Origin of the sequence: Sphingomonas psychrotolerans (assembly GCF_002796605.1) — a bacterium.
Classification (GTDB): domain Bacteria; phylum Pseudomonadota; class Alphaproteobacteria; order Sphingomonadales; family Sphingomonadaceae; genus Sphingomonas; species Sphingomonas psychrotolerans.
In genome coordinates, this window is record NZ_CP024923.1 from 3590911 (window position 1) to 3614088 (window position 23178).

Sequence of the window (23178 nt, forward strand, 5' to 3'; positions counted from 1 at the left end):
TGAGTTTGTCGCTGTCCGTAGTGACAACTTTGAAAGGGGATTAATATGCGGAAGCTTGCCGTAACTTTGGCACTTGCGACGACCGCGCTCAGCACGCCCGCACTTGCACGCGACGATGCGTGGTATGTGGGTGTCGAGGGCGGCGCCATGCTGGTCGAAGACATTGATTGGGACGTTGGGGCTGCCATTGACAGCACGACCGTCGACCACCGCGCCGGCTTCGACGTCGGCGGTACCGTCGGTTACGACCTGGGTGTCGTCCGCCTCGAAGCCGAAGTCGGCTATCGTGCAGCGAACGTGACCGGTCTGCGCTCGACGACGACCATTCCGTTCGTGAACGGAGCAGGCGCTACGGTGTTCGCACCTGGTGGCAGCTATGATTATGCCGGCGGCCGTACGTCGGCACTGAGCTTCATGGTCAACGCGCTGTGGGACTTCGGTGATGACGACGGCGTTCAGGGCTTCGTTGGCCCGGGTCTCGGTGTCGCTCGCGTGAAGAGCCGTCTGGCGCTCAACACCAATGGCGATGCGCTCGACGATTCGGACACGGTGGTTGCCTGGCAGGCGGTTGCGGGCGTTCGCGCCCCGATCTCCGACAATATCGACGTGTCGCTGAAGTATCGCTTCTTCAACGCACCGGGCGTCGAGCTCGTCGACATTGCAGGTCGTCAGTGGTACGGCCGTTTCCGTTCGCACAGCATCATGGGCGGCCTGACCTTCAACTTCGGTGCGCCTGAGCCCGAGCCCGTCGTTCCGACGCCGGAACCGACCCCGGCGCCGACCTACACCCCGCCGCCGGAACAGCCGCCGGTTGCACAGCCCATCCAGTGCACCCCCGGACCGTACATCGTGTTCTTCGACTGGGATAAGTCGGATATCACGCCGGAGGCCGCGAGCATTCTCGACAACGCCATCAGCAACTATCAGAACTGCGGTAACTCGCAGGTCATGCTGGCGGGCCACGCCGACCGTTCGGGTTCGGCGAGCTACAATGTCGGTCTGTCGCAGCGTCGCGCCGATGCAACCAAGGCCTATCTGTCGGGCCGTGGCATCTCCGACGGTGTCATCTCGACCGAAGCGTTCGGCGAAAGCCGCCCGCGCGTCGAGACCGCCGATGGCGTCCGCGAACTGCAGAACCGTCGTGTGGAAATCATGTACGGCCCGGGTTCGGGTCAGTAAGCCACAGCGGTTCTTCGGAACGACAAAGAACAAGGGGAGGTCGGGAAACCGGCCTCCCTTTTTCTTTGTGGACGACGCGACACCAGAAACCGTGAGCTTATTCAGATGAGCTCCCGGACGGCGTTGCGTATCTTTGTCGCGCTATCGGCGCTCTATTTCACGATAGTGCTCGCGCTGTTTTTCACGCAGCGTGCCCTGCTGTTCCCCGCCCCGCGCGGCGCGAGTGCGGCACCCCCGCCCGGCTTCGGGGCAGCGCAATTGAATACTGAGGATGGTTTGAGGCTGGCAGCCGCCTATCGGCCGAACTCCGGCAACCTTGCCACGATCGTCTTCTTTCACGGCAATGGCGACAGTCTGGCGGGCGCCGACGACGCGACGCGCGCGATCGGCGCCGCCGGCTATGGCTTGTTGCTGGTCGAGTATCGCGGTTACGCCGGAAATCCCGGCAGCCCCGGCGAGCAGGGGCTGTATCGCGACGGGCGAGCTGCTTTGGCCTGGCTAATGCAGCGCGGGGTGGATTTCCGCTGCATCGTCGTCGTCGGTAACTCGCTCGGCTCTGGCGTTGCGACGGAGATCGCCGCCGGCGCGCCGGTGGCCGGGCTCGTACTCGTTTCCGGATTTACCAGCATGCCCGATGTGGTGGCGCCGCTTTATCCCTGGGTTCCGGTGCGGGTGTTGCTGCGTGACCGCTTCGATAATCGCGCGAAGATCAGGCGCGTGGAGGCTCCGATATTGTTGCTCCACGGGACCGCCGATCACCTGATCCCGGCGCGTCACAGCACGACGTTGGCCGGCGTCGCGAGGAACGTGAGGCTAGGGCTGGTGCCCGAGGCGGGGCACGCGCTGGTCTATTCGGCGCGATCCCAGACGATGATCCTGCGCTGGTTGGCAGGCGTCGGGCGCGCATGCCGGGCGGGCAATCAGGTGTCCGGCGAACCCCCTAAGGCGGCCGACAGCCACTCCGGCGTGATTGCATCGCCGAGCGCCTCGGTTCGCCGTAATTCGATCATCAGGCCCAAATCCGGATAGCGCGTCCGGGTCCGCTCCCCCGGCTCGCCGAGCGGCGCCACTACCAGCCGGCGATTGACCTTGGCGCGATAGTGCATCCGCGCGGTGTTTTCCTGGCCGACATAACAGCCCTTGGTGAAGCTGACTCCGTTCAGTTCTGCCGCGTTGCATTCGAGCCAGAGCGTCTTGTCCTGGCCGAGTTCGTCCATGCCCTCGATCACACCCAGGCCAAGGCGATGCGCCAGCCAGCCGGTGGCAGGGCTGCCGGCCCCGGGACCCAGCCAGCGGCGGCCCAGCGCTGGCAGGCGCGGATCGGCGACGCCCTCTTCCTCTTCCAGGCTCCAGTGGACGCCGCCTTCGACCGGCTCGATCAGGATCGGGCGGCGGAGGCGATAGAGCGTCAGACGTCGGGCGAGCGCTTCGCGCCGGGTTGTCTCGCAGTCGATCAGGATCGCGTCGCCATCCGCCCAAAGCAGGAAATCGAACAGTGCTTTCCCTTGCGGAGTCAGCAGCCCCGCCCATTGCGGCGTGGCGGGCGTCACCAGTGCGAGGTCCTGCGTCACCAGCCCCTGCAGAAAGCCGCGAACGTCTTCGCCGCCGACGCGCAGCAGCGCGCGATCGGGCAGCCATGTTCCGGGACTGGTCTCGTTCATGGGGAACAGGTAGGAGCCAGGGACGCGCGACGGAAGAGGGCGATATGACGAACGTCGATTTCAAGCTTAAGGGCGGGCGAGTGCATCTGCCCGGTGGACCTGTCGATGTCGACATCGGCGTCAGCGGCGGGCGCATCGTCGCGATCGGCGATGTCGGCGACGCGGGCGAGACGGTGGATTGCACCGGGCTCGACGTGCTGCCCGGCGTGATCGACAGCCAGGTCCATTTCCGCGAACCGGGACTCGAGCTCAAGGAAGATCTGGAAAGCGGCAGCCGGGCGGCGGTGCTGGGCGGAGTGACTGCGGTGTTCGAGATGCCGAACACCAAGCCCAATACCGACAGCGCCGAAGCGATCAACGACAAGCTGGCGCGGGCCAGGGACCGCATGTGGTGCGATCATGCCTTTTATGTCGGCGCGACTGCCGCCAACGCACCGCTGCTCAAGGAACTCGAACGGCTGCCGGGCACTGCGGGCGTCAAGATCTTCATGGGCGCCTCGACCGGCGACTTGCTCGTCGCCGAGGATTCGGAGCTGGCGCGAGTGCTCGCCTCGGGCAAGCGACGCGTCGCGATCCATGCCGAGGACGAAGCGCGGATGAACGCGCGGATGGACGAGCGGGTAGCGGGCGACCCCGCCTCGCATCCGGTGTGGCGCGACGACGAGAGCGCGTTGCTGGCGACGCAGAGAATCCTGCGGCTGGCGCGCGAAGCCAGACGGCGGATCCATGTGCTCCACGTCACCACCCCCGCCGAGCTCGAGCTGCTGGGCAGGAACAAGGATATCGCAACCTGCGAAGTCACGCCGCAGCATCTGACGCTGGCCGGCGAAGACGCCTATCCGCGGCTCGGCACCTTCGCCCAGATGAACCCGCCGATCCGCTCGGGCGCGCATCGCGACGGGCTGTGGCGCTGGCTCAATCAAGGCGTTCCCGACGTGATCGGATCCGATCACGCGCCGCACACGCGCGAGGAGAAGGCGAAGGAGTATCCCGCCAGCCCGAGCGGGATGCCCGGGGTGCAGACGCTGCTGCCGCTGATGCTCAATCACGTCGCCGAGGGGCGGCTGACGCTGCAGCGGCTGATCGACATGACCAGCGCCGGACCGCAGCGCATCTTCGGGATCGTCGGCAAGGGACGGATCGCGGTGGGCTATGACGCGGATTTCACTGTGGTCGATCTCAAGGCGCGCTGGACGATCGACGAGCAATGGCTCGCTTCGCGCTGCGGCTGGTCGCCGTTCACCGGCATGACGCTCACCGGCAAGCCGGTGGGGACGATCATCCGCGGCAATCGGGTGATGTGGGAAGGCCAACTCGCCAATGCGGCGATCGGCGCGCCGGTGAGGTTCGAGGCAGTCGAGTTCGGCTGACGCCTGTGCACGGGGATGCGCAATGCATCCCGGTGGCAGGCGCGGACGTTCCTTCCGCATGGGTTTCGTACGATCGACGCGAATGGAGCGGAGCAGGGCGGCACTGGCCGCGGCGCTGCTGACCGTTGCGCTCGGCTATGCTCTGGTCGCCGGGCTGGCGCTGGGCAGGGGGGCATCCCCCGAAGAGGCGCTCCGGATCTTCGAGATCGGACCCGATCCGCCCCCGCCGCAGCGCGAGAAGCTCAGGCCGCACCGGCTGCAAAGCAGTCGACGCGAAGGCGCGGCCTCGCCCCCGAACTTGCGATCGGAGCCGACCGAGATCGTGGCGCCTGAACCTGTGCTGCGCTTGCCCGTGCCGACGCCGGTCATTGCCGCGCCGATTGCAGGGGCGGGTGGCGATCCGTCCGCCGGCAGTGCCGAGATTGCCGGTCCCGGCACCGGCAGCGGTGGGCAAGGCGATGGGCGTGGCAGCGGCGGTGAGGGGGACGGCAGCGGTGATGGCGGCGCCGAAACTCCGCCCCGCTGGACGCGCGGCGAGCTGAAGGATTCGGATTACCCTGATGGCGCGGCCGAGGCCGGAGTGGGCGGGACCGTGGGGGTGCGTTATCTCGTCTGGACCGACGGCCGGGTTCGGGACTGCGAAATCACCCGGTCGAGCGGCAGCGCCGAACTCGATGCGACGACTTGTCGGCTGATCGAAGCGCGCTTCCGCTTCCGCCCGTCGCGCGATGCGCGCGGGAGGATGGTACCGGCGGTGATCGTGGAGAACCATAGCTGGATGGTCCATCGCGAGCCTGCCGAACCTCCACCGCCTAGGCCGAAGCGGCGATGGGGCTGGTGACCGCCAGGCTCGGTCAATCCTGGCGCCGCTTGCGCCCCGGGAACTGGACCACGGCGCCCCCGGCATTCCGCGCGGCCGCCGCCTGCTCGACCGCCGGCAGCAGCTGATCCTGCCGGAACGGCTTGGCGAGGCGAGGAAGGTCGTTCGCAATCCCCTCCGGGAGCTCCGCATAGCCCGAGACGAGCAGCACCGGCAGTGCCGGCCAGCCCGCTCGCGCCGCCTCGGCCAGCTGGGCGCCGTTCATTTCGGGCATCGCGAAATCGGTGACGACTATGTCGACGTGGCACTCGCTGAGCAATTGGAGGGCGACTCTGCCCGAGGTGGCCTGGAGCACGCGGTGGCCGCCGTCCTCGAGCATCGCCGCGGTGTTGGTGAGCACCAGCGCGTCGTCGTCGACGGCGAGTATGACGAGTTGCCGAACGTGCGTGCTGCGGTCTTCGACGGGCGTGATCGATTGTTCGGTCAGCGCGCCCTCCGAGACAGGGAGCCAGATGTCGGCGGTGGTGCCTTCGCCGAGCCGGCTGTCGAGCACCAGTTTGCCGCCGCATTGCTCGGCAAAACCGTGCGCCATCGACAAACCTAGTCCGGTGCCCTTGCCGACGCCCTTGGTCGTGTAGAACGGCTCGGTCGCGCGGGCGAGCGTGGCGGGATCCATGCCCGCGCCGGTATCGGACACCGAGAGGCAGACATAGGTGCCGGGCTTCAGTCCTTCGCCGGCCACGACCCGTTCCTCTCGCGCGGCGATGACGATCCGCCCGCCATCGGGCATTGCATCCCGGGCATTGACCGCGAGGTTGAGCAAAGCCAGCTCGAGCTGCGCCGGATCGGCGTGCACTCGCTTCACCAGCAAGGGAAATTGGGTGTCGATGCGGATGCCGCCGCCGATCGTGCGCTGAAGCAGATCGGCCATGCCCCGGACCAGTGCCGAAGGGTCGACGGTCTCGAGCTTGAGTTCCTGTTTGCGTGCGAAGGCGAGCATCCGCTGGGTGAGCGTCGCGCCGCGCTCGGCGGCCTTCATCGCATTGTCGATGAAGCGCGAGACGTCGCCGCCTCCTGCCAGTTTGCGGCGCGCGAGATCGAGACTGCCGACGATGGCGGCGAGCAGATTGTTGAAGTCGTGCGCCACCCCGCCGGTCAGCTTGCCGATCGCCTCCATTTTCTGGGCATGGAAAAAGGCCTCCTGCGCCTGTTCGAGCGCGAGCTGCGACCGGCGCCGTTCGGTGAGATCGCGGGTGATCTTGGCGAAGCCGATCAGGATGCCCGAGGGATCGCGTACCGGATCGATGACGACAGTGGCCCAGAAATGCGTGCCGTCCTTGCGCACGCGCCAGCCCTCGGCCTCGAAGCGGCCCTCGGTCCGCGCCAGCTCGAGCGCTTTTCGCGGAATGCCCGCGGCGCGATCCTCATCGGTGTAGAAATTGGAGAAATGGCGGCCGATAATCTCGTCCGCGCGATAGCCCTTGAAGCGCTCGGCGCCGGCGTTCCAGCTCGCGACATTGCCGTCCACGTCGATCATGTAGATCGCATAATCGGTCACGCTCTGGACGAGCAGACGGAAGCGCTCCTCGCTGCGGCGCAATGCTTCCTCACCGGCGCGGCGCTCGGTGAGGTCGCGCGTCACCTTCGCAAAGCCGACCAGCTGACCCGAAGGATCGCGGATCGGATCGATGACGACATTGGCCCAGAAGCGGGTGCCGTCCTTGCGCACACGCCAGCCTTCGGCCTCGAAGCGGCCCTCCTCCTCGGCGGTGCGTAGCGCGATGACGGGAATGCCCGCTGCGCGATCCTCGTCGGTATAGAAGCGCGAAAAATGGTGGCCGATGATCTCGTCCGCTTCATACCCCTTGAAGCGTTGCGCGCCGGCGTTCCAGCTCGCCACCACTCCGGTGGGGTCGAGCATGTAGATCGCATAATCGGTGACGCTCTGAACCAGAAGCTCGAAGCGATTCATCTCTGGTCCGGTGGAAGCGGCCGCGATACGCGTCATGGGGTTCCCGCGGGTCCCACATGCGGCCCGGCTCGCCGGGCGAAACGGGTTTTACGCGCCTTTGTTCCCAAGAGGTTGAAGTCAACCGCGGTCTGTGGATCAGAATGGCAGCCAGCGCTGCTTCTCGCTGAATTTCATATAGCCGGCGTTGACGCCCAGCCGCCAACCGACCCCGAGCCGGACCGGAATCAGCACCACGTCGCCGCGCCGCATATAGCTCGCCGAGAATCCACCGACGAAATAGACGCGCCCCTCGCCCGACGGGAAGCGCTTGTAGAGCTCCTGGCTGTCGTAGAGATTATAGACCAGCACGAAGACCTTGTTGGCATCGCCGCCGATGTCGAAACCGATCGACGGCCCGGTCCAATAGACCTTTCGCTGCCCCTCGACCTTGTGGAACAGCTCGCCCGAGCCGTAGCGCAGGCCGACGCCGATCGCGCCGCCCGCCTCGCGCCCGGCGATATAGGCATTGGGTTGGCCCTGATCCTTGAGGATGTTCTCGAGGATCCCGGCGAGCCCCGACGCGCCCTTGCCGAACACGCCCTCGGCTGCGCCGATCAGATCGTCGCGCTGATAGGTGTTGGTCGCCTGCGCGCGCGCATTTTCCGCCGTGTTCGCATCCGCGGGCGGTGGCGCGGCCTGCGCGTCGACGGGGGCTTCGTTGCGGGGAACCTCCTGATACGCGCCCTGATCGACCGGCTGGGGCTCGTTCTGCGGCGGCGGCGGCGGTGACTGCAGGTCCGAATCGATCGCCGTATTGGGATCGATCGTGGTGATCTGGGCCGCGGCGGGAACAGTGCCGAGCCCGAGCGCGGCCGTCGCCGCCCACAGCATCAAGGTCCGCACGCGCATTCATCACCCCCAGAAAACCAGCCCCCCACGCTACGCCGGCACGCCTGACCCTGCAATGAACGGACGATGAGGGGAATCGATTTTGCGTCGAGACGGTTATGCCGTTGATCGCGCAAAACTAGGTCGCTATAGGCCTCGGCTTCGAGCCTCTTACGGAGACGTGGGTGAGTGGCTGAAACCAGCGGTTTGCTAAACCGCCGTACCGGGATTACTGGTACCGAGGGTTCGAATCCCTCCGTCTCCGCCAGGGCTCGCCTCCCTGAGGGCCCCGGCCCGAGATCGCCGCGAAACGCGCGCATCTCCGCCCGGCCTCGGCTTGAATGTAAATCATTGTAACGCCGCAACGGGATTGCTGCGCAATTGCCCGAGCGCCTGTATACAGGCGCATCGGCTGAAAACCGGTGGATCTGACGGGTCGCCGCCGTTGTTGACCGGCACCCGAATCATGCGTCCATGGGCTCCAGCGCAAAGGGGGAGGCAGGATCATGCCCAGGTTGAGCGTTCGGTTTCTCGCAGAGGCCTGCGGGACCTTTTGGCTGGTTTTTGGCGGTTGTGGTTCGGCCGTGTTGGCGGCGGGCTTCCCCGAACTCGGCATCGGCTTTGTCGGCGTCAGCCTGGCGTTCGGCCTGACCGTGCTGACTATGGCCTATTCGATCGGCCATATCTCCGGGTGCCATCTCAATCCGGCAGTGACGTTCGGCCTGTGGATCGGCGGACGCTTCCCCGCCCGCGATATCCCGCCTTATTTTCTCGCCCAGCTGCTCGGCGCGATCCTCGCCGCCGCGACGCTCTATCTGATCGCCTCCGGAAAGGCGGGATTCGACCTGCAGGCATCGGGCCTCGCGGCGAATGGCTATGACGCGCACTCTCCCGGAGGATATTCGCTGGCCGCCGGCCTGCTCATCGAATTCATCCTGACCATGGGCTTTCTGCTCGTGATCCTCGGATCCACCGATGCGCGGGCGCCGCAGGGCTTTGCCCCGATCGCGATCGGCATGGCGCTCGTCCTGATCCACCTGATCGCGATCCCGGTCACCAACACGTCGGTCAATCCCGCCCGCTCCACCGGCCCTGCGCTGCTGGTTGGCGGCTGGGCGCTTGCGCAGCTTTGGGCGTTCTGGATCGCACCGCTTCTGGGTGCCGCCGCCGGCGGGCTGCTATACCGCGTCTTCGCCGAGCGCCCGGGCAAGCCCGACATCAGCGGCGAGGCGCTCTAGGGCGTATCGAGCTCGATGCCTGGGCGTCCGAATTCCCCTCCCAATCACAGGTGAGGGCTATGGTTCGACGCCGAACGCCGCCTGGAATCCCGAATTTCGATATGTCTGCAGCATTTGGATCGTAGGGCGGCTGATCGGACGCTGAATGGTCTCAGGACGCGGTACCGTCGCAGCCGCCATCGCGTATGTCGGGCGTCCCCCAGCGCATCGCCGACCGTGCCTGGACTCTCTCCGCTCCGAGATCCAGGCCAGTCGGGCTGCGCTCCCGCACTCGGATCGACCTTGCGCCGGGACCGTCGAACCGTTCGGCCTCCAGCTTCGCCAACATCCTGGCCACGTGCCGAAGCGAAGGCGTAGCGCTGCTCAACGGCCGGAACCGGGGGCGCGTGAACAGGGGGGCTGGCGCAAGACGCGGGACATTCGGGTTCCTCGGGACAGTGAGGCTTGAGCATCTGAGAGCCGCAGGGTCTCGCCGCAAGCGCGCGTTACAAGGTTTTACGGCACCCGGAGGCAGCCGCAGACCCACAATGTTCCAAAGGTCGTTTCGCTCCCGGTATTTTGTAAAATGATGTAAAATCAATCCATTGATGTGGATCGTTAACGCCGGTCAAACGCTGGTCCGTGTCCGTCGCATCCGTCGAACGGGGGCTCGGCAGCCACCCGGCGGCCGCACCCCAGCCGACCGCCGCCGAGTTGAGCCTCGGCGACGGTTTCGTCTATGCCCGGCCCGGTATCGACTGGAGAGCGGCATGAACACGGGATCGTTGATCGCAGGAGCGCTGCTGTTGCTCGTGGGCGCCTGTACGTCTCCGCTCAGCCGCGAGGGCCGGCTGCCGCCGCCCGGCGAAGGGCTCGCGGATGCCACTTACGCGCTCGCGCCGGTTCCGGGTGACAGTGATGCGGCTGTGGCCGGCGCGGTCTCGCTGGTCCGCGACGCGCTTGCGGACAAGGGGTATCGCGAGACGGCGAATGGGCGCTACCGGCTCGAAGTCGGATTGGCGAGCGCCGCGCCCGAGCTCGAGGTGCAGCGCGCGGAAAGCGGCGAGTCTGCAGCGAGGAGCATGCGGCGAAACCCGATCGTTCTGTGCCGTCCGCGGCGCTACGTGCTCACCGTCGGGATGATCGACCGGGCGAGCGGGGAGGTGTTGTTTCGCAACGCCGCGGCTGCCCGGCATTGCGGGACGTCGCCGGGAAAGATCCTGCCCAAAATGGTGCGCGCTGCCGTCAATGGGTAAGGGCGGAGGCGAGCGCCGGTAGCGCGAGGATGAAGCGCGAGCCATGCGGCGAGACCGTGGCATAGCGCAGGCGGCCGCCATGGCGTTCGGCTACCGTTCTGACATAGGCCAGCCCGAGACCGACGCTCAGCCCGGGCGCGGATCCGGCCAGAGGCCCGAAGCGTCCGGTCAGGTCTGCCAGCCGCTCCGCCGAGATGCCCGGGCCCTCGTCTTCGACCCACGCCTCGAACCGGGCGCTGCCTTCGGACATCACCGCGTCGATCCCGCAGCGGATTTCGGCATTGGCGGGGCTGAAACGCACGGCGTTGTCGAGCAGGTTGAGAAAGGCGCGGGTCAGCGCGTGGCGTTCGCCCGCGACACAGCAGGGCTCGCTCGCGGGGGTGACGATGCGCACGCCCTTTTTCGACGCCAGCGGCCACAGCGCGTCGCTGGCTTCGCCGATGCAATCGTGAAGGTCGGTCTCTTCGGGATCGAAGCTGGTTTCGTGAAGCCGGGCGAGCTGCACGAAATTCTCGGCCAGCCCCAGCGTCCGCCGGGCGTGATAGGCGATCTTGTCTGCGGTATCGGCGCCGAACCCGTCCACCGGAGTGCCTTCGAGCAAGGTGATGATCGACGCCTGGGGCGAGCGCATGTCGTGGCTGAGGAATTCGAGGGCCTGCTCGCGGTCCCGCTCGATCGCGCGGATCCCGGTGATCTCGGCCAAAAGGTGGATCCAGCCGCGTTGCGCGCCATTGGCATCGGTGAGCGAGGTCCGACGATGCGAGAAGTGCCGGCCGTCCAGCGAGATGAGATCGTTGACCGCGGGAATGCCGTAAAGCGCAGCGCGAACCTCGGTGTCCTGCCTGAGAAGCGCTTCGGCGCGGCCGTTGGCGACCAGCACATCGCCTGCCATGGTGGTGACGATCAGCGGATCGGCCACGCCTTCGACAGTGTCGGCGACGAGGCGCTTCAGATCCTGCAGCGCCGAGATCGAGCCACTGAGGGCGAGCGCGTTGCGTCCGGCGTGATCGAGCCGCGCGGGGGTCTGCGTCACTGAGCCGCCAAGGTCTTCCGACAGCCGTGACAGCTCCCAGGCGATGGCCTTGTCGATCGTGTGCAGCCGTCGCCAGCCCCATAACGGGTATACGAACGCCACGCCGAGCAGGGCGGCCGCGGGTGGGATCCACAGCCCGGTGGCGGCGATGAACACGATCGGCGCCGCAGCGACGGCGGCAAACATCGCAAGCGAGGCGATCAGCGCACCGGACGGCCTGAGCCGCCAGAATATCAACAACAGGATGAGGCTCGGCAGTGCGCCCGCCGCCAGACGGATCGCCAGCGGCGCCTCGCGGATGAAGCGGTCGGCGAGCATCGCGTTCAGCAAATTGGCCTGCACCTCGACTCCGGCGAGCGTGCCCGCACCGGCGACGTCATGACGGTCGCCGAGCCCTCCCGCCGCCGCGCCGACAAGGACGATATGGTCGCGAACGAAAGCCGGGGGCACCCGCCCGGCGACGAGGTCGCCGAACGAGACGGTGCGGTATGCGCCGGCAGATCGATAGGGCACCAGCACCGACATTTCGCCGCTTTGCGACGCGCGCCGCCACGCCGGCGAGGGCCGGCCGAATGCCAGTCTGTACGTCTGTTCGACCAGATGCGGCCAGGCACGGGATCCGTCGTTCACCTCGAGCAGCGCCGCCCGGGCAGTGCCGTCCGCCTCATGCGGCAAAGCCACGTGTCCCAGCGCCGCGGCGGCGTCTGCGGCGGGCGGAATCGGGGCGACGGTCTCGAAAGCGCGCCCGTTCACGCCGGGTGCGTCGAAAAGCACCGGCAGCGCCACCTTCGTCCGCCGCAGCGCGCCGGCGAGCGCTGCATCCTCCCCGCTGGAACGCGCGGGCTCGGTGAACAGCACGTCATAGGCGACCGCTGCGGGGCGGGCGGCGGCGAGCACTTCCAATGCCTGGGCATGAAGCGTGCGCGGCCACGGCCATTGGCCGAGCGCGGCGAGGCTGGCATCGTCGATGGTGACCAGCAGGATCCGTTCGGAAGCCGGTGGCGCGCGCAGTTCGACGACGAGATCGTAGAGGGCATCGTCGGCCTTGGACGTGGCGCCGGCCAGCGTCAGGCCGAACGTCAGCGCCAGCACCAGCAACGCGACCGCGCACCACTCGATCAGCAGTCGCCGGAACAAATTCTACTGCCTGCGCGGTCGAGAGGGATCGGTGATCGTCAGCTTCTCGGGATCGGTCCACGATTCGGTGACTTCGCCACCCTCGATCTGCACCAGGCCCACGCGCCAGTAATAGATGCCGCCGGCCAGCCGCCGCAGGGTGAGCGTATCGTGTGCGAGTGCCACTTCGTCGACCATCAGCGCGCCTTGCGGCGTGTCACGCATCAGCTGGAAGCGATACCGGCGCGTGCCGCTGCCGGCCCCCGACCAGCGGAAGCGATATCCGTCCTCTCCGGCCTCGACACTGCCGTGGATCGAAGCGAGTCGGCGCGTGAAGCTATAGGCCTGGGCCATCCCCTCGAGCCCGCTGCGCGCGATCGCGGAGACCCGGACGAACAAATTGCCGTTGGGGATGTCGGGCAGCGCGAACACCCCATCGTCGGAGAATTGCTCGGCGATATTGTCGATGAAGCCGGCATCGGATGCGATCACCACCCGGTAGCGGATCGCATCCGCCAGCTTGCGCGCGCGGAACGCCACGGCGTCGCGCGTCTGCAGCGGCGCCGGATCGTCGAGGTCCGGCGCGCCCAGCAATTTTTCGACGCGCGGTTCGCCGCCTTGATCGAGCGTGGCGCCGAAGCTGCGATCGAGGGCGAGCGCGGTGGGGGCTTCGGGCGCCGAAAAGGCGACGCTCCCGGCTAGAACCTCGGTGGCGGCCGTGCGGCCTGTTTCTTCGAAGGAGACGCGGAATTCGGTTCCGCGCACCGCGGTCATGCTGATCGGGGTACGGATGCGGTATCTGCCGGAAGGTTGTTCCAGCGGCGTGACCCTCGTCTCCAGACGGCCCTTTTCCACGTCGATGCGATAGTCGATCGCGCCGGTGAGCAGAATCCGGCGCAGCTCGCGAATGCGCACGCGGCTCTGTGACGGGATCACCACTTGCGATCGGTCCGCCAGCATCAGCGTCGCGAAGCTGTTCCCGGCGGTGGCGATTTGGGTCCCCTCACCGACAATGGCTCCAGGCGAGGGTGAGATCGTCCTGCCGCCGATCGAAAGGCTGACCGTGCCGCGATAGCTGGCGAGGCGGGCGGGCTCCACCTTGAAGCGCAGCCACTGCCGGGGGATGCGCAATTGCCGGCCGACCGGAAGCCGCTTCGGATTGCGTATCCCGGCGAGCTTGAGCAGCGCCTGCCAACGGCGCTCCGGGACCAGAAAGCTGCGGCTCAGCCGCTCGAGCGTGTCGCCGCGCCGGATGACGTACGAAATCGTCTCGCTCTGGGCAGGCGGGGACGCAACGGCCGCGGTCTGGAGTGCGACCGCAAGAAACATGCTCAACTCTCTGCCCCGAAACGCTCCATGCGATAGCCATAACCGGAAATCGCCACGATGCGGTAGCCGTTCTCCGGAGTCAGCTTGAGCTTGGAGCGGATTCGCGACACGTGCATGTCGAGCGTTCGCGTCGAGAGGTCGGCGGCGCTCTGCCAGATCGTCTCCAGCAGATAGCTTCTGGAAAGCGCGCGGTGCATGTTTTCGAATAGCGTGAGCGCGAGCTGGAACTCCTTCGCACTCAGCGCGACTTCCTCGTCCCCGACACTCACCCGTTCGGTCAGACGGTCGAAGCCATAGGAACCGAACTGTAATACCCGATCCTGCACGGCGGTGGGCATGGCGCGGCGAAGGACTGCCTGCACGCGCGCCACGATCACCGTCGCGGTTTCGGGCTTCACGACATAGTCGTCGGCCCCCGCATGCAGCGCGGCGGCGACGTCGTCCTTGTCGGATCGGCTCGTCAGCATGATGATCGCGGTTGCCCGCGAAACGGCGTCCCGGATCGAGCGCAGCAGCTCCATCCCCGAACTGTCGGGCAGATTCCAGTCGAGCAGGATCAAGTCGAAGGTTTGCCTGCGCAGCGCGGCCAAAAGCGCGGCGCCGGTGCGGAAGCTGATGCAGCTATGGTCCGCGGCGGCCAATGCTGCCGAAGCGAACTCGATCACGCTTTCATCGTCATCGACTACTGCGATTCGCATGCAGGGCCCTTGCGTGATCTCAATAGGGCTCAGCCATGAGCGCCCCAGCCCGGTGCCGTGGATCGGCGACGATGCTGTCGTGTTGCGCCGCGACGAAGGTTCGGATCGCTAGCGCGTGCGACAGGTGCAAGTCGATCGCGTTTCCGGAAAGGCTGCTGCTCTGCGACATGTCCCGCTGCTAGCAACGGGGCGGAAGAGCGACAATCGCAGCCTTGTAAACAGTTGTAACGGCCGCGGTAGATTCGGGCACAGGGCACGCTGCGGAATCGCGGAGGGGTGATCACGGACCTCGGGCGATTGGCCCCGCCCGCCGGGGGGGTCAGGCGGGGCCGCGTGCCCGATCATGCCGTGGGGGAGCATGCCGGAGCGTCGCCCCTCCGGCAGTTGTGGGTTGCTTCGAGAACGAAAGACAATTTACCGCAGGGATTTTTCGAATATCAGTAAAGTGCGGGCTCCGGGACTCCGCAACGGGTAATTTACAACAATTTACATCTCGCTTGCCCGGTCACGGCAATAGAGGTGTCAGCCGGTTACAACTGTTTACTGGTCATCTCATTGCCGAGGCGTAACTTCTCGCCCGTTATGGATCTTGCACCCTCAGACTTTCGCGATGTCAGCCCGATCCTGCGGGTTCTGGTCGTCGAAGATGATCCGCGCATTCGATCGCAGATCGCCGATCATCTGGCACGAAGGGGCCATATAGTTCTGCAAGCCGCCAGCGCGGACGAGGCTTTGGTGCTTCTCCAGCAGGACGGCAGCGCGGTCGACTGCGTCTTCTCGGACGTTCAGATGCCCGGCCGCCATGACGGCGTCGGACTGGCCCGCTGGATATTTCGTCACCGGCCCGGACTTGCCGTTCTGCTTACGTCGGCAAACTTCCGCGTCGAGGATCTCGAGCCGGAACTTCGCGCCGTTCTGCCGGTCCTGGAAAAGCCGTATCGCGGCGAGGCCGTCGAAGAAGGCATGGCGTCGCTGATGGCAACCGCACGATCCAGCCAGTTCCCCCGATTGGCGAACTGACACGTCCATCTCGCCGACCTCCGCCGAATCGCGATGTTCAGGGCGGTCGACGGAGGCTCGCCGCCTTTATCGGCGGTGCGGGCGTCGGGTGGGGCGATGGCGTCACGCTGCGCATCGAGCCGCTCGTCCGGCAAATCTGGTGACGATCGTCTCCCCGCGCCGGCTTCACGGGCTGGCGCAAAACCATTGCCAAGCCCGCGCGCGCCTGAGGGGATGCCCGACATAGTAAGGCGTAAACAGGGAGGCGCTGGTGCGACGAGGCAATCGACGCGGAGCATTAGTGCGGGGAAAGCAGGCCGATCGCGGATATCGTGCGCTGCTGCTGTGCGGGGCCGGCGTGCTGGCATCGGGAGCGGCACAGGCACAGACCACGCCGCCACCTCCGCCGGCAAGCCTGACCGTGGTTGTTCCCGCACCGCCCGTCGCCGAGGCGCCGCCCGGCGCTGCCCAAGCCGCGGCTGCGGCACCGGCGCTGCGCTTCTGGGACGGCGGCGACCCCGCCCGGCATGCCAATGGCGCCATCGACGGCGGCGCCGGTATCTGGAGCGCGACGGCGCCGAACTGGACCGATGCCGGCGGCGCGATCAACGGTCCGATGCAGCCGGTGCCGGCCTTCGCGATATTCCAGGGCACGCCGGGCATCGTGACGATCGACGCCGGCCAAGGCACTCCCGCGATCAGTTCGATGCTGTTCAACGTCAATGGCTATCGCGTGTCCGGCGGACAACTACGGCTCGAGGGCGGGGCGTTCACTTCGATCCGCACCGGTGACGGCATCACCGCGCGGATCGACAGCGAACTGACCGGCGACAGCGGGCTGCTCTACAATGCACTCGGCACGCTGATCCTCGGGGGGAACAACAGCTATACCGGCGGCACCCGTGTCGACGGGGGCACGCTGATCGGCGATACCCGCTCGATCCGCGGCAATCTGGGCAATGGCGGCCACGTGATCTTCGATCAGGCGTTCGACGGTACTTTCCAGGGCGGCGTCAGCGGACTGGCGAGCACCTGGGGGCTGATGACCAAGCGCGGTGCCGGCAATCTGACGCTGGCGGCCGGCAGCCAGCTCGACTGGCGCGTCGAGCAGGGCGGGCTGGTCGCCCGGGGCGGAGGCTTTGGCGGTAATATCGGCGTTTCCGATGGCGCGCGTCTGACGCTCAGCTCGGGAGAAATCGCCGGAGTCGCTTCGACCTATGGCTATGCATTGTCGGGTGCGGGCCGATTCGATGTGGCGGGCAAGGGACTGCTGGTGCTCACTGCCAATTCGGGCAGCTTCGCCGGCCATAGCGAAGTGCGGAACGCGGCGCTGCGCGTCGAGGGTACACTCGGCGGCACGCTTTATGTCGACGGGGGCGGGCGCCTGGGCGGCAACGGCACGGTTGGCGATGTCGCCGTCGGTGACGGCGGGCGGCTGATCGGCACCCCCGGCGAATTCCTCAGGATGGCCTCGCTCGTGCTCGGTCCCGGCGCGATCATCGATGCGCGGTTGGGGACGGTGGCCACTCCGCAACTCTTCTATGTCGACGGCAATCTGACGCTCGACGGGACGCTCAACATCGCCGGCACCGGACCGATCGGTGCCGGGATCTACCGGCTGATCAATTTCGGGGGAAAGCTCACCAATAACGGGCTGGCGATCGGCAGCCTGCCCATGGGCCAGGAGCGCTCGCAGATCTCGATCAGCACGACGATCCCCTGGGCAGTCGACCTCGTCTCCGAAGTCGGCGGCACGCCGATGCAATTCTGGGACGGCAGCGATCCGACGCGCTTCAATGACGGCAGGATCGAGGGTGGACCCGGGGTCTGGCGCAGCAACATTGCCGGCTGGACCGACCGCACCGGCAAGAAGAACCAGAACTATGTGGGGACCGGTTTCTCGGTGTTCGACGCGCGCGGCGGGCAAGTGGTGATCGACGGGGTGGCCCAGACCGGGGGAATGCAGTTCGCCGTCACGGGCTATTCGCTATCGGGAAGCGGGCTGCGGCTCGCGGGCAGTGGAGAGCGCACGGTGATCCGCGTCGGCGATGGCGGCGAATGGGCCTCGACCATCACCGCCGAAATTTCCGCGCCGATCTCCGGCGCCGGCCGCCTGGTCAAGAACGATGCGGGGACACTGATCCTGTCGGGCGTCAACAGCTATACCGGGGCGACCGAAGTCGAAGGCGGAACGCTGGTCGGCGATACCCGATCGATCCGCAATACCTTGCTCAACGGCGCGACGGTGGTGTTCGATCAGCGTGCCAACGGCACTTTCGCCGACAAGGTTCTCGGTCTGCGCGGGAATGCGGGGAAGATGATCAAGCGCGGCAGCGGCGTGCTCACGCTCGCGCGGGAGAGCCGGCTCGACTGGACCGTCGAGGAGGGCCGGCTGGTCGCGCAGGCCGATCGCTATTTCAGCGATGTGACCACCCTGCTGGGCGGCGGCGAGCTCGAACTGGGGGTGCAGAACGATGTCAGCTTCGCTACCGAGTTTCGCGGCAACGGCCGCCTGATCAAGACCGGCAACGGCAGGCTGGTACTGACCGGGCGCTCGCAGACTTTCGCAGGCACCGCGCGGATCGCCGGCGGCGAGTTGCTGGTCGATGGCGCGCTGCGCGGCCATGTCGTCGTCGAGGCGAACGGGATATTGTCCGGCGATGGCCAGGTGGGCTCGGTGCATGTCGCACGCGGTGGAACCATCTCGCCGCGGCCAAGCCCGGCGCTACCCGACGCAGTGACCGATTCGATGCGGATCGATGGCGACCTCACTTTCGAACCTGGTGCACGGTTCGAAGTCGATGTTTACGGCAACGTCCTCAGTGACGTGCTGTATGTCAGGGGGGTCGCGCGGCTGGCCGGCTCGGTCTTCCACATCGGGACCAGCGGCAATTATGCGCCGTCCTCGAGCTATATGATCCTGCTGGCGAACGGCGGGATCGAAGGCCGGTTCGACGGTGTTTCGTCGTCTTTCGCTTTCCTGACGCCGCGGCTCGAATATGACAGCAACTCGGTCAGGCTGACGCTCGATCGCAACGACGTCCAGTTCAGCGAGGTTGCGGTGAGCGAAAACCAGCGCGCGGTGGGGACGGCGTTGCAGACCATGGTCGCGGGGCCGTTATACGATGCGGTGGTCGCTGCCGATGTGCCGAATGCCCGCGCGGCGTTCGACAGCATCTCGGGCGATTTCCATGCGTCGTTGCGCACCGCGCTGGTCGAGGACAGCCGCTTGTCGCGGAGGGCGGTGCTCGGGCGGCTGCGCGGGCCGGCCGGCGAGCCCGGAATATCGGCCTGGGGCGAGGCGATCGGCGCATGGGGACATTATGCCAGCGACGGCAACGCCGCGCGGCTTCGGCGCTCTGCGGCGGGCGGACTCGCCGGGATCGAGGCGCTGGTGCCCGGCGGCGACGTGCGGCTGGGCGTGTTGGGCGGCTATCACCAATCCGATCTGCGCGGCGCGGGCAATGCCGATGTGGATAGCTATCACACCGGTCTCTATGCCGGTGCGCAGTTCGGTGGCCTCTCGGTGCGGACGGGCGTGACGATCGCCTGGCAGGACGTAGCGACGCGTCGCCAGATCAGCGGCGGTGGGCTGCAGGAACAGGTGCGCGCGCGCTACGGCGCCACGACCGCGCAGGCGTTCGGCGAACTCGGCTGGCGCCTGACGCTCGGCCGCGCCGCGCTCGAGCCGTTCGCCAATCTCGCGCATGTCGTGCTCGACGTCGAGCAGGGGGGCGAACGGGGCGACGCCGCGGCGCTCGCGCTGGCGCACGACATCATGACCACCAACTACGCGACATTGGGTCTGCGCGGGGAGACGCTGCTGCCCTTTGGTGGCGGAACGCTGTCGCTGCGGGGTTCGGCTGGATGGCAGCACGTCTTTGGCGATCGCGTACCGAAGGTGGCGATGATGGTGGACGGCGCACGGTTCCAGAGCATCGGCCTTCCGATCGCGGAGGACAGCTTCGCCGGCGATCTCGGGCTTGTCGCGAGGCTCGGCGGACAAGTGGAGCTCGACCTCGGCTATCGCGGCACCCTTTCACGCCGAAACCGGGACCATATGGCCAATGCGGCCCTGACCGTCCGTTTCTGAACGGCCCGCCCGGGCGCTTATTTCACCGGGCGCTTCTCGAGCTTTCGCGCGAGCGTGCGGCGGTGCATCCCCAGCCGCCGCGCGGTTTCGGAAATGTTGAAGCCGGTCGCCGCCAGCGTTTCGTTGATCATTTCCCATTCGTGGGTCTTGATCGAGGAGGCGCGGCTGGTGAGCGGCGCGTCGGGATCGCCTGCCGGCTTTTCGAACGCCGCCTCGATATCGTCGGTGTTGGACGGCTTCACCAGATAATGGCAGGCGCCCAATTTGATCGCCTCGACCGCGGTCGAGATGCTGGCATAGCCGGTGAGCACGACGATCAGCATCGCGGGATCGCGGGCGTGGAGCATCTGGATGCACGGCAGACCCGACGAGGTCGCCAGCTTGAGATCGACCACCGCGCGCTCGGGGACCTCGGCCTCGAGCAACGTCTCGAGCTGCCCGATATCGGCGGCGATCCGGACCCGATAGCCGCGCCGCTCGAACGAGCGCTGCAGCGTGCGCGCGAAGATCGCGTCGTCCTCGACGAGGACCAGGCTCGGCCCGTCCATCTCAGCGCGCCTTCGCGCGAAGCGCGAGCGGCAGCACCAGGCGCACCTCGGCGCCGCCCCCACACGATTGCTCGCCTCCAGCCCGCCGCCGAGCCGCCGCGCGACATTGGTCGCCAGAAACAGCCCGACCCCGTGCCCGGCGCCTTTGGTCGATTGATAGAGCTTGCCGACCTTGGCGAGCGCTTCGGGGCTGAACCCGTCGCCCCAGTCGCTCACTGCGATCACGAGCATGCGGTCCTCGATCTCCGCCGTCAGCCGTACCCCCGCCGGCGAGGCCTCCGCGGCATTGTCGAGCAGGTTCCACACCGCCTGGCGCAGCGCCGCGTCGACCGCGACGACGGCGCCCTCTGCCTTGTCGCGGGCATAATCGAGCGGCACCTGGGGATGTGCCGCCTGCCAGGCCTCGGCGACGGCGTCGAGGAACGGGCCCGCCGCCCGGCTTTCCATCGCCTCGCCGCGCGGTTGACCGGCTGAGTGGAGAATGTCGGAAACGATCGCCTTGCAGCGCTGGACCTCGGCCTGCATCTCCTCGACTTCGGTCGCGAGCACGGAATCGTCGAGGATCGCCGGCATGCGCCGCCAGTCGGCAAGGATCACCGAAAGCGTGCCGAGCGGCGTGCCCAGCTCATGTGCGGCGCCCGAGGCGAACAAGCCCATGCGGACGATGCCTTCCTCCTGCGCGGCATGCTGGCGCAGATCCGCGACATTTGCATCGCGCGCTTGCAGATTGCGGCTGATCCGCGTGATGAACAGCACGAGCAGGCTCGCCACCATGATGAAGCCGACCCACTGCCCGATCGCGAACAGATCGGCGCTGTCGGTGAGCAGCCCCCGTGGGAGCGCCAGCGGCACATAGCTCAGGCTGAGCAGTGCATAACTGAGCGCGGTCGCCGCCACCAGCACCGCCACCGCGGCGGAGGGGAGCAGGATCGCGCCGAGCACGACCTGGAGCAAATAGAGCGAGATGAACGGATTGGTCGCGCCGCCGCTGAAATAGAGCTGGAGCGTGAGCGCCGCCATGTCGAGCAGCAGCGCCACCATGATCTCGCCGTCGTGCACCCGGTGCCGCGGCAGCGCGATCATGCCGAGCAGATTGGCGAAGGCGAGTACGAGGACGATGCCGAGCATCTCGACCACCGGCAGCGGGACCCGCAGCACGAAATGGACAAGCAGGATCGTGGCGGTTTGTCCGGCGACGGCGATCCAGCGCAGCTGGACGAGCTGGCGCATATTCTCCGCCGCCGCGGTCTCCAGCGTGCCCGCTGCCCTGCGGGTCAGGGCGAGGAGCGGCGCGTCCATCAGCGCCCGCCGCGCATGCGCAGCGCCAGCACCGCCGCGGCGCCGCTCAATGCGGCCAGCGCGAACCAGGTCAGCGCATAGACGAGATGGGTGTTGCGGAAGCGGACCATGGTGAGCCCGCCTACCGGATAGCCGCCGGGGTTGGGAGAGGCGTCGGCATCGACGAAGAAGGGCGCGACATTGCCGAGATTGCGTGCGCGGGCGATCGCGGCGACGTCGCGCGAATGCCAGCGGTCGGCCGCCGGGTCGTTCGGGCGCAAGAAGCCGCCCTTCGGTTCGCTCGCCCGCATCAGGCCGGTAACCGTTGCCGTTCCGCCGGCCTGGCCGGCCGATCGCGCCTGCGGTGCGCGGCGCTCGGGCGGAACGAAGCCGCGATTGACCAGCACGATCCCTTGCGGCGTACGCAGCGGGGTGAGCACCCAGAAGCCCGCGCCGCGCTCGGTGAGCGCCTGGACGAGAGTCTCGTTGCCATGGTCGAAGGTTCCGGTCAGGCGCACTCGGCGATATTCCGCGTCCTGCATGTCGAGGCGGGGCCATGCCGCGACCGGGGGCGGCGTGGCGGGCAGGGCGTGGATCCGTGCCTCGACGCGCTCGATCAGGTCGAGCTTCCACGCGCGGCGCTCGACTTGCCAGACGCCGAGCGCCGCGAAGCCGATCGCGGCGAGCAGCGCGAGCGCGGCGAACAGCGCACGGCGGGCGCCGCTCAGGGCTGGGCGCTCATTTCCGCCGAGGGCATCGGCATCATGTTCGAGTTGAGATGGTACATGATCCATAAAGAGCCCGCGATCACGATCAGCACGATCACGGCAGTGAAGGCATAGGCCATCAGCGTCCAGCCGCCCTCGCCGCGGGTGTTGACGTGAAGGAAGCACACCGTGTGGACGAGGATCTGCACCACCGCGAAGGCGATGATCACGATCGCCGTGGTCTGCGCATCCTGCAGTGCGCCGGTCATCACCAGCCAGAACGGCACTGCAGTGAGCACCACCGACAGCAGGAACCCGATCAGATAGCCGCGCCGGGTGAAATGGCCGGGGCCGTCGGCATGATCATGGCCGTGATCGGCGTGTTGGGTGGCGTCGTTCATCGCAGGACCCCGAGCAGATAGACGAAGGTGAAGACGCCGATCCAGACGACGTCGAGGAAGTGCCAGAACATGCTGAGGCACATCAGCCGGCGCCGGTTTTCCGGGTGGAGTCCGCGCTGGCCGAGCTGGACCAGCATCACGCCCAGCCAGATGATCCCGAAGATAACGTGCAGCCCGTGGGTCGCCACCAGGGTGAAGAAGGCCGACAGGAAGGCGCTGGCCTGGGGCGTTGCGCCTTCATGGATCAGATTGGCGAACTCGTAGAGTTCGATGGCGACGAAGCCGATGCCGAGCAGCCCGGTTATCACCAGCCACAATTGCGTGCCGCGAAGCTTGCCCTCCTGCATCGCGATCATTGCGAAGCCGTAAGTGATCGAGGAAGTCAGCAGAAGCGCGGTGTTCACTGCGACCAGCGGCAGCTCGAATATCTCGCGCGGAGAGGGTCCGCCGGCATAAGCGCTGCTCAGCACGCCATAGGTGGCGAACAAGGTCGCGAAGATGAGCGCATCGCTCATCAGGTAGATCCAGAAGCCGAGCAGCGTGCTGCCGCCCGATTCGTGATGATGCGTGTCCTCGATGTCGTAGAAGGACAATTCGGTTGCGTGCGGTTCGGTCAGTGCATCCGCGGCCATGG

General features: G+C 66.9%; 20 protein-coding genes, 1 tRNA gene and 1 pseudogene. 10 read left to right on the plus strand and 12 right to left on the minus strand.

The genetic code is table 11. From position 1 onward, the window contains the following. Positions 1-45 precede the first annotated feature (45 nt). Both CVN68_RS16415 and CVN68_RS16420 read left to right on the plus strand, forming a co-directional pair. Positions 46-1179 (plus strand): OmpA family protein, encoded by a 1134-nt coding sequence (locus CVN68_RS16415; protein WP_100283154.1) that lies wholly within the window; start codon positions 46-48, stop codon positions 1177-1179. Between the two features lie 123 nt (positions 1180-1302). Further along, positions 1303-2208 carry an alpha/beta hydrolase gene (locus CVN68_RS16420; protein ID WP_233503390.1) on the plus strand — a complete coding sequence of 302 codons (906 nt, stop codon included), beginning with the start codon at positions 1303-1305 and terminating at the stop codon, positions 2206-2208. Here CVN68_RS16420 and ygfZ read toward each other — a convergent pair. Further along, positions 2100-2840, minus strand: a complete 741-nt coding sequence (gene ygfZ / locus CVN68_RS16425) for a CAF17-like 4Fe-4S cluster assembly/insertion protein YgfZ (RefSeq protein WP_100283156.1) — start codon at positions 2838-2840, stop codon at positions 2100-2102. The two genes, CVN68_RS16420 and ygfZ, sit on opposite strands and share 109 nt — an antisense overlap. A 44-nt stretch (positions 2841-2884) precedes the next feature. Between ygfZ and CVN68_RS16430 the strand changes: the two genes are divergently transcribed. Together CVN68_RS16430 and CVN68_RS16435 are read left to right on the plus strand one after the other, a co-directional pair. Then, the gene (locus CVN68_RS16430) at positions 2885-4210 is read left to right on the plus strand and encodes a dihydroorotase (RefSeq protein ID WP_100283157.1); all 1326 of its coding nucleotides are present in this window, start codon (positions 2885-2887) and stop codon (positions 4208-4210) included. A gap of 82 nt (positions 4211-4292) precedes the next feature. Beyond that, a complete protein-coding gene (locus CVN68_RS16435) occupies positions 4293-5051 on the plus strand; it encodes an energy transducer TonB (protein ID WP_100283158.1) in 759 nt (252 codons plus the stop codon). Between the two features lie 13 nt (positions 5052-5064). Here the strand turns inward: CVN68_RS16435 and CVN68_RS16440 are convergent, their stop codons facing one another. Next, positions 5065-7038 carry a hybrid sensor histidine kinase/response regulator gene (locus CVN68_RS16440; RefSeq protein ID WP_100283159.1) on the minus strand — a complete coding sequence of 658 codons (1974 nt, stop codon included), beginning with the start codon at positions 7036-7038 and terminating at the stop codon, positions 5065-5067. 99 nt (positions 7039-7137) lie between these two features. Then, positions 7138-7890, minus strand: a complete 753-nt coding sequence (locus tag CVN68_RS16445; protein ID WP_100283160.1) for a DUF1134 domain-containing protein — start codon at positions 7888-7890, stop codon at positions 7138-7140. Positions 7891-8044: 154 nt separating this feature from the next. On the opposite strand from CVN68_RS16445, the gene CVN68_RS16450 reads away from it, so the two are divergent. From CVN68_RS16450 to CVN68_RS16460, 4 genes are all read left to right on the plus strand, one after another. Further along, positions 8045-8137: transfer RNA gene (locus CVN68_RS16450), tRNA-Ser, on the plus strand. A 238-nt stretch (positions 8138-8375) separates the two neighbouring features. Then, the gene (aqpZ, locus tag CVN68_RS16455) at positions 8376-9107 is read left to right on the plus strand and encodes an aquaporin Z (RefSeq protein WP_100283161.1); all 732 of its coding nucleotides are present in this window, start codon (positions 8376-8378) and stop codon (positions 9105-9107) included. Positions 9108-9728: 621 nt separating this feature from the next. After that, complete coding sequence (locus tag CVN68_RS24215; RefSeq protein ID WP_267893708.1) at positions 9729-9860, plus strand: hypothetical protein; 132 nt, start codon at positions 9729-9731, stop codon at positions 9858-9860. Next, entirely contained in the window at positions 9857-10342 is a 486-nt protein-coding gene (locus CVN68_RS16460; protein WP_100283162.1) for a DUF4136 domain-containing protein, read from the plus strand. The genes CVN68_RS24215 and CVN68_RS16460 overlap by 4 nt, the downstream gene beginning before the upstream one ends. Here the strand turns inward: CVN68_RS16460 and CVN68_RS16465 are convergent. From CVN68_RS16465 to CVN68_RS23395, 4 genes are read right to left on the minus strand one after another with little or no spacing between them, the layout of a single operon-like run. After that, the gene (locus CVN68_RS16465; protein WP_100283163.1) at positions 10332-12512 is read right to left on the minus strand and encodes a CHASE2 domain-containing protein; all 2181 of its coding nucleotides are present in this window, start codon (positions 12510-12512) and stop codon (positions 10332-10334) included. The genes CVN68_RS16460 and CVN68_RS16465 overlap by 11 nt on opposite strands. 3 nt (positions 12513-12515) lie before the next feature. Next, complete coding sequence (locus CVN68_RS16470; protein ID WP_100283164.1) at positions 12516-13820, minus strand: FecR domain-containing protein; 1305 nt, start codon at positions 13818-13820, stop codon at positions 12516-12518. 2 nt (positions 13821-13822) lie between these two features. Next, on the minus strand, positions 13823-14518 hold the full coding sequence (locus CVN68_RS16475) for a response regulator transcription factor (protein ID WP_100283165.1): 696 nt from the start codon (positions 14516-14518) through the stop codon (positions 13823-13825). A gap of 19 nt (positions 14519-14537) precedes the next feature. Next, positions 14538-14687, minus strand: a complete 150-nt coding sequence (locus tag CVN68_RS23395) for a hypothetical protein (protein ID WP_158298924.1) — start codon at positions 14685-14687, stop codon at positions 14538-14540. 413 nt (positions 14688-15100) lie between these two features. Between CVN68_RS23395 and CVN68_RS16480 the strand changes: the two genes are divergently transcribed. Beyond that, positions 15101-15538 carry a response regulator gene (locus tag CVN68_RS16480; RefSeq protein ID WP_100283166.1) on the plus strand — a complete coding sequence of 146 codons (438 nt, stop codon included), beginning with the start codon at positions 15101-15103 and terminating at the stop codon, positions 15536-15538. A gap of 280 nt (positions 15539-15818) precedes the next feature. After that, complete coding sequence (locus CVN68_RS16485; RefSeq protein ID WP_100283167.1) at positions 15819-19610, plus strand: autotransporter domain-containing protein; 3792 nt, start codon at positions 15819-15821, stop codon at positions 19608-19610. A 17-nt stretch (positions 19611-19627) separates the two neighbouring features. Here CVN68_RS16485 and CVN68_RS23700 read toward each other — a convergent pair whose 3' ends face one another. The 5 genes and pseudogenes from CVN68_RS23700 to cyoC all read right to left on the minus strand — a co-directional run bounded on the left by CVN68_RS23700 (position 19628) and on the right by cyoC (position 23176). After that, positions 19628-20158 carry a response regulator transcription factor gene (locus CVN68_RS23700; protein ID WP_199560108.1) on the minus strand — a complete coding sequence of 177 codons (531 nt, stop codon included), beginning with the start codon at positions 20156-20158 and terminating at the stop codon, positions 19628-19630. Between the two features lie 120 nt (positions 20159-20278). Then, positions 20279-21457: pseudogene (locus tag CVN68_RS24340) on the minus strand (ATP-binding protein); the annotation flags it as partial. Further along, positions 21457-22230 carry an SURF1 family protein gene (locus tag CVN68_RS16495; protein WP_100283169.1) on the minus strand — a complete coding sequence of 258 codons (774 nt, stop codon included), beginning with the start codon at positions 22228-22230 and terminating at the stop codon, positions 21457-21459. The gene CVN68_RS16495 and the pseudogene CVN68_RS24340, both read right to left, overlap by 1 nt. After that, a complete protein-coding gene (gene cyoD / locus CVN68_RS16500; protein WP_100283170.1) occupies positions 22161-22544 on the minus strand; it encodes a cytochrome o ubiquinol oxidase subunit IV in 384 nt (127 codons plus the stop codon). Before cyoD ends, CVN68_RS16495 begins: the two co-directional genes overlap by 70 nt. Further along, complete coding sequence (gene cyoC / locus CVN68_RS16505) at positions 22541-23176, minus strand: cytochrome o ubiquinol oxidase subunit III (RefSeq protein WP_100283171.1); 636 nt, start codon at positions 23174-23176, stop codon at positions 22541-22543. Before cyoC ends, cyoD begins: the two co-directional genes overlap by 4 nt. Positions 23177-23178 lie beyond the last annotated feature (2 nt).

Bases quoted from the DNA above. Each gene is read 5' to 3' on its own strand.
- CVN68_RS16415 (WP_100283154.1), top strand. From the start codon at position 46: ATGCGGAAGCTTGCCGTAACTTTGGCACTTGCGACGACCGCGCTCAGC.
- ygfZ (WP_100283156.1), bottom strand. From the start codon at position 2,840: ATGAACGAGACCAGTCCCGGAACATGGCTGCCCGATCGCGCGCTGCTG.
- CVN68_RS16430 (WP_100283157.1), top strand. From the start codon at position 2,885: ATGACGAACGTCGATTTCAAGCTTAAGGGCGGGCGAGTGCATCTGCCC.
- CVN68_RS16435 (WP_100283158.1), top strand. From the start codon at position 4,293: ATGGAGCGGAGCAGGGCGGCACTGGCCGCGGCGCTGCTGACCGTTGCG.
- CVN68_RS16440 (WP_100283159.1), bottom strand. From the start codon at position 7,038: ATGACGCGTATCGCGGCCGCTTCCACCGGACCAGAGATGAATCGCTTC.
- CVN68_RS16445 (WP_100283160.1), bottom strand. From the start codon at position 7,890: ATGCGCGTGCGGACCTTGATGCTGTGGGCGGCGACGGCCGCGCTCGGG.
- aqpZ (WP_100283161.1), top strand. From the start codon at position 8,376: ATGCCCAGGTTGAGCGTTCGGTTTCTCGCAGAGGCCTGCGGGACCTTT.
- CVN68_RS16460 (WP_100283162.1), top strand. From the start codon at position 9,857: ATGAACACGGGATCGTTGATCGCAGGAGCGCTGCTGTTGCTCGTGGGC.
- CVN68_RS16470 (WP_100283164.1), bottom strand. From the start codon at position 13,820: ATGTTTCTTGCGGTCGCACTCCAGACCGCGGCCGTTGCGTCCCCGCCT.
- CVN68_RS16475 (WP_100283165.1), bottom strand. From the start codon at position 14,518: ATGCGAATCGCAGTAGTCGATGACGATGAAAGCGTGATCGAGTTCGCT.
- CVN68_RS23395 (WP_158298924.1), bottom strand. From the start codon at position 14,687: ATGTCGCAGAGCAGCAGCCTTTCCGGAAACGCGATCGACTTGCACCTG.
- CVN68_RS16480 (WP_100283166.1), top strand. From the start codon at position 15,101: ATGGATCTTGCACCCTCAGACTTTCGCGATGTCAGCCCGATCCTGCGG.
- CVN68_RS23700 (WP_199560108.1), bottom strand. From the start codon at position 20,158: ATGGACGGGCCGAGCCTGGTCCTCGTCGAGGACGACGCGATCTTCGCG.
- CVN68_RS16495 (WP_100283169.1), bottom strand. From the start codon at position 22,230: ATGGATCATGTACCATCTCAACTCGAACATGATGCCGATGCCCTCGGC.
- cyoD (WP_100283170.1), bottom strand. From the start codon at position 22,544: ATGAACGACGCCACCCAACACGCCGATCACGGCCATGATCATGCCGAC.
- cyoC (WP_100283171.1), bottom strand. From the start codon at position 23,176: ATGGCCGCGGATGCACTGACCGAACCGCACGCAACCGAATTGTCCTTC.